Consider the following 15,877-nt stretch of genomic DNA (forward strand, 5'->3'; position numbering starts at 1 on the left):
CCTGTCTTCCTACGGTCGTGGGGAGTCGACACAGAGGAGAGATGACATGACCACGACCCAGGATTCGACCGACGCAATCGCCGAGATCGACACCGACAAACTCATGCAATTCGTGTTCCGGGCGGTGGATGAGGTGGGAGCCACCTTGAACACCGCACTGGTGATGGTGGGCGACAAACTCGGCTACTACCGTGACCTCGCCGCCCACAGTCCGAGTACCCCCTCGGGACTCGCCGAACGGACTGGCACCGGCGAACCCTATGCGCGCGAATGGCTCAACGCCCAAGCCGCCGGCGGCTTCGTCACCTACGACCCGGGCAACGGGACCTACTCCCTGCCGCGTGAACACGCCGTCGCCCTCACCGACGAGGACAGCCCGGCATTCCTGCCCGGCCTCTTCCAGATCGCGCTCGGCACCGTGCACGACACCTCCGACGTGATCGCGGCCGCCCGCGGGGGCGCCGGAGTCGGCTGGCACGAACACGACACCGACGTCCACCTCGGATGTGAGCGCTTCTTCCGCCCCAGCTACAACGCATACCTGGTCGATGCATGGCTACCCGCTCTGGACGGGGTCGTCGACCGGCTCACCTCGGGAACGACGGTCGCCGACGTGGGATGTGGCCACGGTGCGTCCACGATTGTGATGGCGCAGGCATTCCCGGCGTCGACATTCGTCGGCTACGACTATCACCCCGAGTCGATTGCGGTTGCCCGGGAACGTGCAGAGCGGGCGGGGGTCAGCGACCGGGTCCGCTTCGAGGTCGCCGCCGCCGACGAATTCACCGGCCAGGACTACGGCCTGGTGACGATGTTCGACTGCCTGCACGACATGGGTGACCCGGTCGGCGCGGCCGCGCATGTACGAACAGCCCTGGCCGCCGACGGCACCTGGATGGTCGTCGAACCGATCGCGGGAGATCACGTCGAGGACAACCTGAACCCGGTCGGCCGCACCTATTACGGCTTCTCGACGCTGCTCTGTACTCCGGCATCGCTGTCCCAGGACGTCGGACTCGCACTCGGTACCCAGGCCGGACCCGCCAGAATCCGGGCGGTCACCACGGCTGGGGGCTTCACCCGTTTCGACCAAGTGGCGCAGACACCGTTCCACCAGGTGTTGGAGGTCAGACCCTGAGCCGGGGCGCGTGACTGTCAGGCCGCCCGGGTGGACACTGAGAAACGCCGATAAACGGCAAAACGCCCAGTAGCGGCCAGGGCGGAACGCCGCAGAAGGAGACGAGACGATGTCGACATCGCCACCCCGTTCGGCCCAGGCGTCTGGACAGCCATGCGGGGTGGCACGGCACCGTCCGCGTCCCGCCGACCGGTCGGGTTCGGTGCAACGCGACGGTGTTCGGCTCGCCTACGACGTCTACGAGGCCGACCGCCCGACGGTGCTGCTCATGCCCACATGGTCGATCATCGATTCGAGGGTGTGGAAGCTTCAGGTCCCCTACCTTGCGCGGCACTATCGTGTCGTCACCTTCGACGGCCGGGGTTCGGGAAGGTCGGGACGGCCGGTGGGGGCGGCGGCCTACACAGACACCGAATTCGCGGCTGATGCGGTCGCGGTGATGGATGCCACCGACACCGAGCGGGCTCTGCTGGTGGGCTTCTCGTGTGGCGTCGCCTGGTCGGTGCATGTTGCTGCGGGCAATCCCGACCGCGTCACCGGCATCGTCGCGGTCGCGGCATCGTGTGGCCTGTCCGTACCGAGTCCCGAACGCGACGCCTTCGCCTACGACAGACCGCCGGACAGTATCCAAGGCTGGGCGAAGTACAACGAATTCTACTGGCGCGAAGGCGGATTGGATGACTTCATCCGGTTCTTCGCCGAGCGCATGTATCACGAGCCCCACTCGACCAAACAGCGCGAGGATTTCGTCGGCTGGGCTGCTGACATCTCCGCCGACACCCTCGCCGACACCACGGCCGGGCGCCTGGGGCTGCACGGCGCCGACGCGACCCCGCTCGCCCCGCTGTGTGAGCAGGTCACCTGTCCGGTGCTGGTTGTGCACGGCAGCGAAGACCGGGTTCGTCCCGCCGAGATAGCGCGACGACTGGCGGAATTGACCGGTGGATCGCTGGTCCTGCTCGACGGCGTCGGGCACGGCGTGCCGACCCGTGAACCGGTCCGGATGAATCACCTGATCCGCGAGTTCGCCGACCGGATTCATCCACCGCCACGCCCGGCGACCACGACCTGGACGCGGTCGCGAAGCCGACCGCGCCGGGCACTGTATCTGTCGTCGCCGATCGGTCTGGGCCACGCTCGGCGCGATCTCGCCATCGCCACCGAACTGCGGGCGCGCCGGCCGGACCTGCAGATCGACTGGCTGGCCCAGGACCCGGTGACGCGGGTACTCGCGGCGGCGGGGGAAACGGTGCACCCGGCCTCGCGCAGGCTGGCCAGCGAGTCGCGGCACATCGAGGACGAATGCGCCGACCACGACCTCAACGCGTTCGCGGCCATCAGGCGGATGGACGAGACCCTGGTGCACAACTTCATGATCTTCGACGAGGTTGCCGCAGAGACGTCCTATGACCTGGTGATCGGGGACGAGGCGTGGGACGTCGACTACTTCATGCATGAGAATCCCGAACTGAAGCGGTTCCCGTTTGCCTGGTTGACCGACTTCGTCGGGTGGCTGCCGATGCCCTCGGGTGGGGCCGACGAGGAGGCGCTGACCGCCGATTACAACGCCGAGATGATCGAGCAGCGTGCGCGGTATCGGCGGCTGCGCGACCGGTCGATCTTCGTGGGCAACCCCGACGACGTGGTCGACATGAGCTTCGGCGACGGATTGCCGGGCATCCGGGAGTGGACGGCCGAGAACTTCGAATTCTCCGGCTACGTGTCGGGTTTCACGCCCGCTACCGAGGCGGAGTCGGCGCAGGTCCGTGCGTCGCTGGGACTGCGCGAGGGTGAACTGCTGTGCGTCGTCACCGTCGGTGGTTCCGGAGTCGGCACCGCGCTCCTGCAACGGGTGGTCGCGGCCATACCGCGCGCCCGTCAACTGCTTCCCGCACTGCACTTTCTCGTGGTGTGCGGTCCTCGGATCGACCCCGAAGCGCTCACCTGCCGATGCGACGATCGCACCGAGGGCATGAGCATCCGGGGTTTCGTCCCGGATCTGCACCGATACCTCTCGGTGTGTGATCTCGCCGTCGTCCAGGGCGGGCTGACCACCTGCATGGAGTTGACCCTGAGTGGGCGGCCGTTCATCTATGTGCCGTTGCGCAATCACTTCGAGCAGAACTTCCACGTTCGACACCGTCTGGAGCGCTACGGCGCAGGTCGGTGTTTGGAGTACGAGGACGCCTGCGACCCCGAGCGCCTCGTCGAGACAATCGTCGAGACGGTGCATGAGCAGGTGTGTTACCGACCCGTGGAGACCGATGGGGCGGCCCGTGCCGCCGACCTGCTCGCCGGTCTGCTTTGAGTGCCGGGACCTGCGGGCAGGTCGGCGTGGAATGGTCGGTGTGGAATGGTCGGCGTGGAATGGTCGGCGATGAATGGTCGGTGTGGAATGGTCGGCGATGACTTGTGGCGCGCAGACCGGTCTGTCTGACCATGGACACCAAGAATCTGGCCGACCTTTACCACCTGCCGACGCTCGAGTGGGCGCCGATCGCAGCCTCATTGGACGTCGGTGTGACCCAAGCACCCGGCACGGGCGGACCCGACCGGCACACGTGGTGGTTGGCGACCATCGACGCCGACGGCGGGCCGCACGTCACCGGCGTCGGGGCACTGTGGCACGACGGTGCGCTGTGGTTCGAGACCGGTGAGCACACCCGAAAGGGACGAAACGTGGCGCGCGACCCGCGCTGCACGATGTCGCTGGCACTGCGTGACTACGACCTGGTCGTCGAGGGTGAGGCGCATCGCGTCACCGATCCGGCCGTCGTGTCCGAGATGGCCGCCCGCTGGGCGGCCGGTGGGTGGCCGTGTCGCGTTGATGAGAGTGGCACCGCCCTGACCGCTGAGTTCAGCGCTCCGTCGGCCGGTAGCCCGCCATGGTCTGTCTACCGCGTGACGCCGCTGCGCGCCACCGCGCTGCAGACGGTCGAACCCGGCGGTGCCACCCTGTTCGACTTCGATTGACGCCGCGTCTGCGCAGGAGCGCTCAGTCGGTCAGCACGACGATCTGGTCGGACCCGGTGATCTCGACACGTTGACCCGCATCCGAGAGGACGGCGGCCAGCGTGTCGATGTCGCGGATCTGCCGTCGGCTGCGCACCAGCTCACGGGCCATCAGCCCCTTGTAGTGCTTGTTGAAGTGGCTGACCACCTTGCGACTGCCGTCGGCAGCCTCGGTCACGACGGTGGCCGTGACCGACCCGTGTACGGGACCGAGCTGCTGATAGATGCCCGATCGCAGGTCGACGACGAAATCGTCGACCTCGTCGAGACTGTTCGACAGCTCGGGTTTCCACAGTGACGCCAACGTCGGCATCCCGGGAAGCTTCGACCCACCGGACAGCCGGTGTGCCGGGATCATGTCGCCGGCGCCGACGACCCCGAACAGCGCCGAACCGATGGCGAGTCGCTCGGCGGCTTTCGACTTGCCTGCCCGGGTGAGCGACCGGTGATCAAGGGCGTCGTAGAGCACGCCCGTGTACCGCTCGATCGCCGGCCGCGTGGGCGAGAGCCAGAGATCGGCGTTGCGATCGACCTCGGAGAGCTGAGTGCGGCCCAATCCGAGCGCCTCGCGGCTGGCGTCGAGATCGCCGGCGAGGTCCACGATGGCCTCGCCGATGCGCTTGCGGATCGGGTTCAGCGCGGGGAATGACAGCGTGTCCAGATCCAGTGGGGCACCGCGCCCACCGTCGGACTTGGTCTCGGAGGGAGGCAGGATGACGAGCACCGCAACACGATAACTAAACTCACCAGCGTGATCACACGCATGTCGACCCTGTTCCTGCGCACGCTCCGCGACGATCCCGCCGACGCGGAGGTGCCCAGCCACAAACTGCTGGTCCGCGCCGGTTACGTGCGCCGGGCCGCGCCGGGCGTGTACAGCTGGCTGCCGTTGGGTTTGCGCGTGCTCAAGAAGGTGGAGGACGTCGTCCGCGAGGAGATGAACGCGATCGGTGCGCAGGAGATCCTGCTGCCGGCCCTCCTGCCGCGCGACCCCTACGAGACCACCGGCCGGTGGACCGAATACGGCGACGCGTTGTTCCGGCTCAAGGACCGCAAGGGTGCCGACATGTTGCTCGGGCCGACCCACGAGGAACTCTTCGCCCAGCTGGTGAAGGGTGAGTATTCGTCCTACAAGGATCTGCCGGTCATCCTGTATCAGATCCAGACGAAGTACCGGGACGAGGAACGGCCCAGGGCCGGAATCCTGCGTGGCCGCGAGTTCGTGATGAAGGACGCGTATTCGTTCGACCTCGACGACGACGGGCTCAAGGCTTCCTATGACGCCCATCGCGAGGCATACCAGGAGATCTTCCGCCGCCTCGACATCCGCTATGTCATCGTCGCCGCCACCTCCGGGGCGATGGGAGGCAGTGCCTCCGAGGAGTTCCTCGCCGAGAGCGAGGTCGGCGAGGACACCTTCGTGCGGTGCCTGGAATCGGGCTATGCGGCCAACGTCGAGGCCGTCATCACGCCTGCGCCCGAACCGATCCCGTTCGACGGCCTCCCCGACGCGAAGGCCTACGACACGCCCGACACCCCTACCATCGACACCCTCGTGCAGTGGGCCAACACCACGCTCGAGGGCACCTACAGCGGCTCGGACACCTTGAAGAACGTCATGGTCAAGATCCGGCAGCCCGGCGGGGAATGGGAGGTCACCGGTGTCGGTGTGCCCGGTGACCGAGAGGTCGACATGAGGCGGCTCGAGGCCGCCGTGGAACCTGGCGAGGTGGAGATCCTCTCCGAGGAGGACTTCGCGGCGAACCCGTTCCTGGTGAAGGGCTATATCGGGCCGAAGGCGTTGGCGGCCAACGGGGTCCGTTTTTTGGTCGACCCGCGTGTGGTGGACGGGACGTCGTGGATCACCGGCGCCGACGAGCCGGGCAGACACTACGTGAACCTGGTGGCCGGGCGGGACTTCACGCCGGACGGCACCATCGAGGCGGCCGAGGTTCGCGACGGCGATCCGTCGCCGGACGGCAAGGGTTCGCTGGTGTCCGCCAAGGGCATCGAGATCGGCCACATCTTCCAGCTCGGACAGAAGTACACCGACGCGTTCGAGGTTGACGTGCTCGGCGAGAGCGGAAAGCCGGTGCGCCTGACCATGGGCTCCTACGGCGTCGGTGTCTCGCGTCTCGTCGCCGTCATCGCCGAGCAATCCCACGATGAGAAGGGCCTGCGCTGGCCGCGGGCGGTGGCTCCGTTCGCGGTACATCTGGTCATCGCCAACAAGGACGAGGCCGCGATCGTGGGGGCAAACCAGCTCGCCGAAGACCTTGACGCGCAAGGATTGTCGGTCCTGCTCGACGACCGAAAGGCTTCGCCGGGTGTCAAGTTCAAGGACGCCGAGCTGCTCGGGATGCCGGTCGTCGTGGTGGTCGGGCGCGGCTATGCCAACGGGACCATCGAGATCCGGGATCGATTCACGGGGGAGGCGACCGAGGTGCCCGTCGCGGAGGCCGTGGCCGAGGTCATCCGGGCTGCGCGCGCCTGATCTCGGGGCCCGGCTGGCCACCTGCTGGATGCTGTCGGGGCGAAACCGGGTTCTGTCGACGGATTTTCGGGTTCTGTCGGCGATCGGTTGGGTTCGGTCGCCGCGAAACCGGATTCTGTCGGCGGATTTCCGGGTGCTGTCGCCGCGATGACCGGGGTCAGCCCGGTCGACCGGGAAAGGCGACCGTCACCGGTGACTCACGGAGCGCGACTCGCCAGGTGGCGGCCCGCACCGTGCAGTCGGAGAGCCCGTCCAGGGCGAGTCGTCGGGTCGCGGTGTCGTCTGCTTGTTCGATCAGGGATCGGTAGGCGACGGTGCAGTCGACCTCGGCGGCGAGGAGTGCGCGCACCGCGGTGACCGAGTCCTTCACCTCGACGGGCAGTGTGTAGCCGGACGCGGCCTCCGGCACCGTCGCGTCGGCCGCGGTCAGAGCCGCCACCGACGCATCTCGGCGGACACGGTGGGCGGCAACGTATTCCGCGACGGTGCCGCGGCGCGCCGCGGAGACGAATGCGGTTGCCACACCGTAGGTGAAAATCGCCGCGTTCTCCGTGTCGACGGCGGTGGCGAGGGCGTCGGTCGTCGCGGTCATGCGAGCTGTACCTCCACCATGCTGATCACCGAGGCGCTGATCGAGCCGGCGAGTCCGGCCGGATAGCCGCTCTGCTTGCCGGTCGCATCGGCCGCCGCCCGGGCGGACTGGCGCAGCTGCTCGCGCAGACCGGCGACGGTGGACACGGTGGGTTCCGTTGTGGGAGTCGATGTGCCGGTCCCGGACGGCGTCGACGATCCGCTCGGTGAGCTCGACGACGTACCGGCGGGGCCACTGATCCGGCCCGCGGTCTCCTCGTCGAGACGGGTGATCTCTTCGCGCAAGGCGCGTGCGTGTTCGCCCCGCTGCCCGGCCACGACACCGAGCGCGTTCGCATACTCGGGCATGCGGGGCGCCAACGCCCGGGCGGCGGCCTGATCGGCGAGAGCCGCATCAGCGAGCGGGACAAGGGCGGCCGCGGTTATCTGCTCGGGCGACGGCCCGCGATCACACGAGGCGACGGCGGAGATCGCGACGGTCCCCACGGTCGCGACAAGGCCGCCGCGTAGCACCGCACGGCGCGTCAGGGCTGAGGTCACGCGACACATGATGCCAGTTCCACCCGGCTGTCCCGGAACGGCGGGAGTCGGCCCGGCGCGCCGCCCACGCCGGATCCGCACACCTTCGCCATCGACTAGGATCAACGACTGCGCGCAGCCGCCGACGACCATGGTGACAGTCACCCACAGCATGGCGTCGGGACAACTGAAGACGAGGAGTGCCCGTGCCGATCACTGCCGAGCAGGTCAACCGAATCGTCGAGCCCGTGGTCTCCACTGAGGGTTTCGACCTCGAGGACGTCGTCGTCAGTTCCGCCGACTCGGGCGTGGAGGTCAGTGTCGTCGTCGACCGGGACGGCGGCGGCGACCTCGACGTCCTCACCGAGCTCAGCCGCAAGATCTCCGATGTCCTCGACGACGACCCGACGACGGCCGACGCGGCCTACACCCTGGAGGTCACCTCACCCGGAGTGGACCGGCCCCTGACGATGCCGCGCCATTGGCGTCGTGCCCTCGGCCGCAAGGTCGACGTGGAGGTCGCGGCCGGCGAGACCGGCCCGGCCCGGCGCCTCACCGGGCGGATCGGACCGATCGAGGGGGACGCCGTCACGCTCGTCGTCAACGAAAAAGGGCGACTGCGAACCGAGGAGATCGAGCTCGGCTCGGTGTCGCGAGCGGTGGTCGCGGTCGATTTCGGCCGGCCCAGCGCGACCGAGCTGCAGATGTGTGGGCTCGACGCCGACGAGATCGCCCGTCGCCGGTCGGTCGGCTGATCTCAACACGCTTCGGTATCGCATTCCCAAACACCCGTGATCTGCGGACAATCGAATCAGACAAATGAATAGGAGCCGACAAATGAATAGGAGCTCAGGGACATGAACATCGACATCAACGCGTTGCGGATGATCGAGGCCGACAAGGGGATCTCCATCGAGACGGTGATCACCGCGATCGAGACCGCCCTGCTCACCGCGTACCGCCACACCGACGGGTTCGCTCCGCACGCCCGGATCGACGTCAACCGCAAGAGCGGCGCGGTTCGGGTGATGGCCCAGGAACTCGACGACAACGGCGACGTGGTGCATGAATGGGACGACACCCCGGAGGGCTTCGGCCGGATCGCGGCGACCACGGCCCGCCAGGTCATCCTGCAGCGACTTCGCGACGCCGAGAACGAGAAGAACTTCGGCGACTTCGTCACCCACGAGGGCGAGATCGTCGGTGGGGTCGTGCAGCAGGATGCGCGGGCGAACGCGCGCGGGATGATCGTCGTGCAGATAGGCAGCGACGCCAACAGTGCCGAAGGGGTCATCCCGCCCGCCGAGCAGGTGCCGGGGGAGACCTACATCCACGGCGACCGCATCAAGTGCTACGTGGTGGGAGTATCGCGTGGTCCGCGCGGACCACAGATCACGCTGTCGCGTACTCACCCCAACCTCGTGCGCAAGCTGTTCTCTCTCGAGGTTCCCGAGATCGAGGACGGATCGGTCGAGGTGGTGGCGGTCGCCCGCGAGGCAGGTCACCGATCCAAGATCGCCGTGCACACCGGCGTGAGCGGCCTCAACGCCAAAGGGGCGTGCATCGGCCCGATGGGGCAGCGGGTGCGCAACGTGATGAGCGAACTCGCGGGCGAGAAGATCGACATCATCGACTACGACACCGATCCCGCGGTCTTTGTCGGGAATGCGCTGTCGCCGGCGAAGGTTGTGTCTGTCGAGGTCGTCGACCTCGCCGCGAAGGCCGCACGCGTGGTGGTGCCGGACTATCAACTGTCGCTCGCCATCGGCAAGGAGGGCCAGAATGCCCGACTCGCCGCCCGGTTGACCGGCTGGCGCATCGACATCCGGTCGGACGCCGATCCGGCTCCGTCGGCGTCGCACGGTCGTCGTCCCGACCCGTCGCACGCGGACTGAGCAGCCGGTTGTCCGATAACGCGGTCGGCGCGCTAGACTGATCGATGGTTCAGCGAATGCTGTCGACAACACCGGAAGATCGGAACCCGCATTGCGGCTCAGGCCCCCAGCGACCTGTGCGAATGTGCATCGGATGTCGGCAACGTGCCGAGGCCACGGACCTGGTCCGGGTCGTCGTCCCACAGGGCGACGGTCCGCCGGTGATCGCGGTCGACGCAGCGAGGACCATGCCGGGACGAGGAGCTTGGTTGCACCCGCGGCGGGACTGTGTGTCCGCCGCGGTACGACGAAGAGCTTTTGCCTCGGCGCTTCGGGTGCCCGGTCTGACCGTGGACCCCGACGACCTCGCCGAAGCAATCGGTGGGATCACCGAAGTAGATGGCCTTAACGGCCGGAACAGGTAGCAGAAGACATGAGCACACCGTGAAGTACCCACGATGAGCGCGTTTCTAACGTAAACCGAGGTCGTAGCGGGCAGCCCGCTCGACCTCCAAGTGAGGAGAGCAGTGGCAGGCAAGGCCCGCGTGCATGAACTGGCCAAAGAACTCGGCGTCACGAGCAAGCAGGTGCTCGAACGGCTGAAGGAACAAGGCGAGTTCGTCAAATCAGCGTCGTCGACCGTCGAGGCCCCCGTGGCCCGTCGACTTCGCGAATCATTCCCCCAGAGTTCTTCGGGCGCCAAGTCGGCGCCCAAGCCCGGTGGGGCGGCACCCAAGCCGGGTGCGAACGGCTCCGCAGCGAACGGTTCGGGCGCCAAGCCCGGGCCCGCAGCCCGTCCGGGCCCCAAGCCCGGCGCTCCCGCACCCGGCCCGAAGCCGGCCGCGGCGAGTGCCCCGGCACCGACCCCGGCCCCGGCTCCGGCGCCCACACCGGCACCCGCGCCTGCACCGGAACAGCCCAAGGCCCCGGCGCCGCAGGCACCGAAGCCGGCCGCAGCGAGCGCGCAGGAAACGGGTTCGGCTCCGGCCACCCGCCCGGGTCCGCGGCCCGGTCCCAAGCCCGGTCCGCGCGCCCCGCGCGTCGGCAACAATCCGTATTCATCCGCGCCGGCACCCGCCCCGCGTCCGCAGGGCCCACGGCCCGGACCGGGCCAGGGTGGTCCCCGTCCCGGCGGCGGTCGTCCCGGGGCAACCGGGCGACCCGGTCAGGGCGGTGGACAGCGCCCGGGTCCCGGCCAGGGTGGGCCTCGGCCCAGCCCGGGCAGCATGCCCCCGCGTCCCAGCCCTGGTGCGATGCCCAGCCGTGCGGCCCGCCCCGATGCCGGTCGTCCCGGCCGTGGTGGTCCCGGCGGCGGCGGTAACCGCGGCGGTGGCGGCGGCGGTGGCGGCTATCGCGGTGGCGGTGGCGGTGCCCCCGCAGGTGGTGCTCCCGGCGGCTTCCGCGGTCGTCCCGGCGGCGGTGGCGGCGGTCGCGGTCGCGGCGGCGCTGCAGGTGCGTTCGGTCGTCCCGGCGGCGCGCCCCGCAAGGGCCGCAAGTCCAAGCGTCAGAAGCGTCAGGAATATGACTCGATGCAGGCTCCGGCCGTCGGTGGCGTTCGGCTGCCGCGCGGCAACGGCGAGACCATCCGTCTCGCCCGCGGTGCATCGCTGTCGGACTTCGCCGACAAGATCGACGCCAACCCGGCATCGTTGGTGCAGGCGTTGTTCAACCTCGGTGAGATGGTCACGGCCACCGAGTCGGTGAACGACGAGACGCTCGAACTGCTCGGTTCCGAGATGAACTACACCGTCCAGGTCGTCAGCCCGGAGGACGAGGACCGTGAGCTCCTGGAGAGCTTCGACCTCACCTACGGCGAGGACGAGGGCGGCGACGAGGATCTCGAACAGCGTCCTCCGGTGGTCACCGTCATGGGTCACGTCGACCACGGCAAGACCCGTCTGCTGGACACGATCCGCAAGGCCAACGTCCGTGAGGCGGAGGCCGGTGGCATCACCCAGCACATCGGTGCTTACCAGGTCGACACGCACCTCAACGGTGAAGATCGTCTGATCACCTTCATCGACACCCCCGGTCACGAGGCGTTCACCGCCATGCGTGCCCGCGGTGCCAAGGCCACCGACATCGCGATCCTTGTGGTCGCGGCCGACGACGGCGTCATGCCGCAGACGGTGGAGGCGGTCAACCACGCCCAGGCGGCCGACGTGCCGATCGTGGTCGCGGTGAACAAGATCGACAAGGAGGGCGCGGATCCGCAGAAGATCCGTGGCCAGCTGACCGAGTACGGACTGATCCCCGAGGAGTACGGCGGCGACAGCATGTTCGTCGACATCTCGGCCAAGCAGGGCGACAACATCGATGCGCTGCTCGAGGCCGTGCTGCTGACCGCGGACGCGTCGCTGGATCTGCGTGCGAACCCGGACATGGACGCCCAGGGCGTCGCGATCGAGGCCCATCTCGACCGCGGCCGTGGCCCGGTGGCCACCGTGCTGGTCCAGCGCGGAACGCTCAAGGTCGGCGACTCGATCGTCGCGGGCGACGCCTACGGTCGCGTCCGTCGCATGGTCGACGAGCACGGTGACGACGTCGCCGAGGCATTGCCGTCGCGTCCGGTGCAGGTCATCGGCTTCACGTCGGTGCCCGGCGCGGGCGACAACCTCCTCGTGGTCGAAGAGGACCGCACCGCCCGGCAGATCGCCGATCGGCGCAATGCGCGCAAGCGCAACGCGTTGGCGGCACGCAGCCGCAAGCGGATCAGCCTCGAGGACCTGGATTCGGCGCTCAAGGAGACCAGCCAGCTCAACCTCATCCTCAAGGGCGACAACTCGGGTACCGTCGAGGCCCTCGAGGAGGCGTTGCTGGGGATCGACATGGGCGACGAGGTCTCGCTGCGTGTGATCGACCGCGGTGTCGGTGGTGTCACCGAGACCAACGTCAACCTCGCTGCGGCGTCGGATGCGATCATCATCGGCTTCAATGTCCGCGCGGAGGGCAAGGCCACCGAGCTGGCCAACCGCGAGGGCGTCGACATCCGGTACTACTCGGTCATCTACCAGGCGATCGACGAGATCGAGAGCGCGCTCAAGGGCATGCTCAAGCCGATCTACGAAGAGGTCGAGCTCGGCCGCGCCGAGATCCGCGCCATCTTCAAGTCGTCGAAGGTCGGCAACATCGCCGGCTGTCTGGTCCAGTCGGGCATCATGCGTCGCAACGCCAAGGCCCGACTGCTCCGCGACAACGTGGTGGTCGCCGAGAATCTCACCATCTCGTCGCTGCGTCGCGAGAAGGATGACGCCACCGAGGTTCGCGACGGGTACGAATGTGGTCTCACACTCACCTACAGCGACATCAAGGTCGACGACATCATCGAGAGCTACGAGCTGCAGGAGAAGCCGCGCGACTGAGTTCGCACGCCAACACTGCCGATCTCCCTTCGGGGTCCGCGCGCCCAGCGCGCGCGGACCCCGGGGGGAGTAGTTTTCCCAGTGGAAAGGACCGACATGGTTGATTCGGCGAGGGCCGCCCGCATGGCGAAACGTATTTCCTCGATCGTCGCGTCCGCGATCGGCACGGAGATCAAGGATCCCCGGCTCGCATACGTCACCATCACCGACGCGCGGGTCACCAATGACCTGCACGACGCCACCGTGTTCTACACCGTGATGGGTGAGTCCATCGATGCCGAACCCGACTACGACGCTGCTGCCGCCGGCCTGTCCAAGGCCACCGGCATCCTGCGCTCCAAGGTCGGCGCCGGCACCGGTGTCCGCTTCACGCCGACACTGACCTTCGTGCTCGACACGGTGCCCGACGCCGCCCGCCACATGGAGGAACTCGTGGCGCGGGCGCGGGCCAGCGACGAATTGGTGGCCCGCCGAGCCGCGGAGGCGAAACCCGCCGGTGAGGCCGACCCGTATCGCACCAACGAGGACGACGAGCCCGGCGAGAGTGGACCCCAGGAGTGACCGCCTCCACGAGCACGGCGGTGGCCGAGGCACTGACCGGCGTCTCCGCCGTGACGATCCTCTGTCATGTCCGGCCCGATGCGGACACCATCGGCAGTGGTCTGGCCCTTGGCCTCGCGCTCGACCGGCTCGGTGTCGACGTGGAGGTGGCGTTCCCGGACACCGTCGAGCTACCGGCCACGCTCGGTGACCTACCGGGCAGCAAGTTGCTGGTCGCCGCCGGCGACCTCGTCGGACACCCGGTTGTGGTGTCGGTGGATGCCGCAGGTCTCAATCGTCTGGACGGACTCGCCCCGGTCTTCACCGCGGCGCAACGGTCGGTGACGATCGATCACCATGCCTCGAACGAGGGATTCGGGGATCTGGACCTCATCGACCCGTCCGCCGACTGCACGGCCGTCCTCGTTCTGTCGGTGCTCGACGACCTCGGCGTCGCGATCGACGACGACATCGCAACCTGCCTCTATGCCGGCCTGGTCACCGACACCGGGTCGTTCCGGTGGGCGCGGCCCGAATCGTTCCGGACCGCCGCCCGACTGCTCGATGCCGGTGTCGACGCCCGAGCGTGGAGTCGGGCGCTGCTCGACAGCCATCCATTCCAGTGGTTCGACGTGGTCGCCAAGGTGCTCGCGGGTGCCGAACTCGTCCCGGAGGCCTGCGACGGCGAAGGACTCGTCTATGCGGTCGTTCACCATGACCTGCTGTCCGGGATGAGCTGGGAGGAATCGGAGAGCATCGTCGACATCGTGCGGACGGCGAACGAGGCGGAGATCGCCGCGGTGTTCAAGGAGACCGATCCCCGGACGTGGACGGTGTCGCTGCGGTCCAAGCGCCGCGTCGATCTCGTCCCGATCGCTGCCACCCATGGCGGCGGAGGGCATCGGCATGCGTCGGGGTACAGCGACACCGGAACAGCGGCGGAGGTCGTCGCGCGACTCCTGGGGTCACTCTGAATCAGCCGCAGACCACCGAGCCGTCGGCGGCGAGTGGTCGTCGGATCGCGGTCCTGACCGTCTCGGCCCTCGCGGTGCTGATCGCGCCGCCGCTGTATCTCCTGCTCGATCTCGCCGTTGTCGGCCGCCTCGGTGGCCATCAGCTCGCCGCGCTCGGGGTGGCCACCCTGGTGCTGTCGGTGATCAGTACCCAACTCACCTTCCTCTCCTACGGGACCACGGCACGGTCGGCGCGGCGGTTCGGCGCCGGCGATCGCGCCGGTGCCATCTCCGAAGGGGTGCAGGCGAGCTGGATCGCCGTCGCGGTCGGGATCGTCCTGGTCGCGGTGATGTACCCGCTCGCTCCGGTCGTCATGCGTGTCCTGGTCGGGACGGGGTCGCCGGACGCGCAGCAGGTCGTCGACGACGCGACCGGCTGGTTGCGGATCGCCATGTTCGGTGTCCCGCTCATCCTGCTGTCGATGGCGGGCAACGGCTGGATGCGCGGTGTCCAGGACACCCGTCGGCCGGTCATCTACGTCATCGTCGGACTCTCGGTGGCCGCGGTGCTGGTGGTCGGACTCACCCACGGCGTCCTCGGGTTCCCGCGGCTCGGACTCCCCGGCAGCGCGTACGCGAACCTCGTCGGGCAGGGTCTCACCGGTGCATTGTTCGCCCTGCGCGGCATCCGCGAGGCCCGGCGGACGTCGATTCCCAGTCTCGCGCCGGACCGGTCGGTGATCGGCGCCCAGCTGGTGATGGCGCGCGACCTGGTACTGCGCAGCCTGTCGTTCCAGGTGTGCTTTCTGTCCGCGGCGGCCGTCGCGGCGCGCTTCGGGGTGTCCGCGGTCGCCGCGCATCAGGTCGTCCTGCAGCTGTGGGAGTTCATGTCGCTGTTCCTCGATTCCCTCGCGATCGCGGCGCAGGCGTTGGTCGGGGCGGCGTTGGGTGGGGGAGCCGTCGGCGCAGCGGTCGGCATCGCACGTCGGGTGACCGTGGTGTCGGTGATCGCCGCGTGCGCGATGGGCGGGGTGTTCGCGATCGGCGCGGGACTCATCCCACGCCTGTTCACCTCCGACCCGGACATCCTCGACGCCATCGTCGTCCCGTGGTGGTTCTTCGTGGGCATGCTGCCGATCGCCGGGGTGGTGTTCGCGCTCGACGGGGTGTTGCTCGGCAGCGGTGACGCCCGGTTCCTCCGCACCGCGACGTTGGCTGCGGCTCTGGGCGGGTTCTTGCCGCTGATCTGGCTGTCGCTGGTGTTCGACTGGGGTCTCGCCGGGATCTGGACGGGGCTGGTCGTCTTCATGATCGTGCGGCTGGCGGCCGTCGTCGGACGTGTGCGTTCCGGTCGCTGGCGGCGCACCGGCGTCGGGACCTGAGACCGGGGTGGG

Annotated in this window: 14 protein-coding genes; 11 read left to right on the forward strand and 3 right to left on the reverse strand. The window is 68.3% G+C overall.

Annotated elements, in window-relative coordinates; genetic code table 11:
- The first annotated feature begins 46 nt into the window (after positions 1 to 46).
- From ACVT6V_RS16670 to ACVT6V_RS16680, 3 genes are all read left to right on the forward strand, one after another.
- On the forward strand, positions 47 to 1,138 hold the full coding sequence (locus ACVT6V_RS16670) for a class I SAM-dependent methyltransferase (protein WP_489894651.1): 1,092 nt from the start codon (positions 47 to 49) through the stop codon (positions 1,136 to 1,138).
- A gap of 109 nt (positions 1,139 to 1,247) precedes the next feature.
- Positions 1,248 to 3,446 carry an alpha/beta hydrolase gene (locus ACVT6V_RS16675; protein WP_489894652.1) on the forward strand — a complete coding sequence of 733 codons (2,199 nt, stop codon included), beginning with the start codon at positions 1,248 to 1,250 and terminating at the stop codon, positions 3,444 to 3,446.
- Positions 3,447 to 3,577: 131 nt separating this feature from the next.
- Positions 3,578 to 4,111 (forward strand): pyridoxamine 5'-phosphate oxidase family protein, encoded by a 534-nt coding sequence (locus tag ACVT6V_RS16680; protein WP_489894654.1) that lies wholly within the window; start codon positions 3,578 to 3,580, stop codon positions 4,109 to 4,111.
- A 22-nt stretch (positions 4,112 to 4,133) separates the two neighbouring features.
- Here ACVT6V_RS16680 and yaaA read toward each other — a convergent pair whose 3' ends face one another.
- The gene (gene yaaA, locus ACVT6V_RS16685) at positions 4,134 to 4,874 is read right to left on the reverse strand and encodes a peroxide stress protein YaaA (RefSeq protein ID WP_489894656.1); all 741 of its coding nucleotides are present in this window, start codon (positions 4,872 to 4,874) and stop codon (positions 4,134 to 4,136) included.
- 39 nt (positions 4,875 to 4,913) lie between these two features.
- Between yaaA and ACVT6V_RS16690 the strand changes: the two genes are divergently transcribed.
- Entirely contained in the window at positions 4,914 to 6,644 is a 1,731-nt protein-coding gene (locus ACVT6V_RS16690) for a proline--tRNA ligase (RefSeq protein ID WP_489900848.1), read from the forward strand.
- A gap of 157 nt (positions 6,645 to 6,801) precedes the next feature.
- Here ACVT6V_RS16690 and ACVT6V_RS16695 read toward each other — a convergent pair whose 3' ends face one another.
- Positions 6,802 to 7,236, reverse strand: a complete 435-nt coding sequence (locus ACVT6V_RS16695) for a ferritin-like domain-containing protein (protein WP_489894658.1) — start codon at positions 7,234 to 7,236, stop codon at positions 6,802 to 6,804.
- Positions 7,233 to 7,784 (reverse strand): hypothetical protein, encoded by a 552-nt coding sequence (locus ACVT6V_RS16700; protein WP_489894660.1) that lies wholly within the window; start codon positions 7,782 to 7,784, stop codon positions 7,233 to 7,235. The genes ACVT6V_RS16695 and ACVT6V_RS16700 overlap by 4 nt, the downstream gene beginning before the upstream one ends.
- A gap of 176 nt (positions 7,785 to 7,960) precedes the next feature.
- Between ACVT6V_RS16700 and rimP the strand changes: the two genes are divergently transcribed.
- From rimP to ACVT6V_RS16735, 7 genes are all read left to right on the forward strand, one after another.
- The gene (gene rimP, locus ACVT6V_RS16705; protein ID WP_489894662.1) at positions 7,961 to 8,509 is read left to right on the forward strand and encodes a ribosome maturation factor RimP; all 549 of its coding nucleotides are present in this window, start codon (positions 7,961 to 7,963) and stop codon (positions 8,507 to 8,509) included.
- Positions 8,510 to 8,611: 102 nt separating this feature from the next.
- Complete coding sequence (gene nusA / locus ACVT6V_RS16710) at positions 8,612 to 9,649, forward strand: transcription termination factor NusA (protein ID WP_489894664.1); 1,038 nt, start codon at positions 8,612 to 8,614, stop codon at positions 9,647 to 9,649.
- A gap of 122 nt (positions 9,650 to 9,771) precedes the next feature.
- The gene (locus ACVT6V_RS16715) at positions 9,772 to 10,053 is read left to right on the forward strand and encodes a YlxR family protein (protein WP_489894666.1); all 282 of its coding nucleotides are present in this window, start codon (positions 9,772 to 9,774) and stop codon (positions 10,051 to 10,053) included.
- Positions 10,054 to 10,155: 102 nt separating this feature from the next.
- Positions 10,156 to 12,990, forward strand: coding sequence for a translation initiation factor IF-2 (gene infB / locus ACVT6V_RS16720; RefSeq protein WP_489894668.1), 2,835 nt, complete (start codon positions 10,156 to 10,158; stop codon positions 12,988 to 12,990).
- A 96-nt stretch (positions 12,991 to 13,086) separates the two neighbouring features.
- Entirely contained in the window at positions 13,087 to 13,551 is a 465-nt protein-coding gene (gene rbfA, locus ACVT6V_RS16725) for a 30S ribosome-binding factor RbfA (protein ID WP_489894670.1), read from the forward strand.
- On the forward strand, positions 13,548 to 14,504 hold the full coding sequence (locus ACVT6V_RS16730) for a DHH family phosphoesterase (RefSeq protein ID WP_489894672.1): 957 nt from the start codon (positions 13,548 to 13,550) through the stop codon (positions 14,502 to 14,504). Before rbfA ends, ACVT6V_RS16730 begins: the two co-directional genes overlap by 4 nt.
- Entirely contained in the window at positions 14,501 to 15,865 is a 1,365-nt protein-coding gene (locus ACVT6V_RS16735; RefSeq protein ID WP_489900849.1) for an MATE family efflux transporter, read from the forward strand. The genes ACVT6V_RS16730 and ACVT6V_RS16735 overlap by 4 nt, the downstream gene beginning before the upstream one ends.
- Positions 15,866 to 15,877 lie beyond the last annotated feature (12 nt).

It is taken from the genome of Gordonia sp. LMA167, from assembly GCF_058130025.1.

Coding starts and splice junctions, on each gene's coding strand:
- ACVT6V_RS16670 (WP_489894651.1), top strand. CDS start 47: ATGACCACGACCCAGGATTCGACCGACGCAATCGCCGAGATCGACACC.
- ACVT6V_RS16675 (WP_489894652.1), top strand. CDS start 1,248: ATGTCGACATCGCCACCCCGTTCGGCCCAGGCGTCTGGACAGCCATGC.
- ACVT6V_RS16680 (WP_489894654.1), top strand. CDS start 3,578: ATGGACACCAAGAATCTGGCCGACCTTTACCACCTGCCGACGCTCGAG.
- ACVT6V_RS16690 (WP_489900848.1), top strand. CDS start 4,914: ATGTCGACCCTGTTCCTGCGCACGCTCCGCGACGATCCCGCCGACGCG.
- ACVT6V_RS16695 (WP_489894658.1), bottom strand. CDS start 7,236: ATGACCGCGACGACCGACGCCCTCGCCACCGCCGTCGACACGGAGAAC.
- ACVT6V_RS16700 (WP_489894660.1), bottom strand. CDS start 7,784: ATGTGTCGCGTGACCTCAGCCCTGACGCGCCGTGCGGTGCTACGCGGC.
- nusA (WP_489894664.1), top strand. CDS start 8,612: ATGAACATCGACATCAACGCGTTGCGGATGATCGAGGCCGACAAGGGG.
- ACVT6V_RS16715 (WP_489894666.1), top strand. CDS start 9,772: ATGTGCATCGGATGTCGGCAACGTGCCGAGGCCACGGACCTGGTCCGG.
- rbfA (WP_489894670.1), top strand. CDS start 13,087: ATGGTTGATTCGGCGAGGGCCGCCCGCATGGCGAAACGTATTTCCTCG.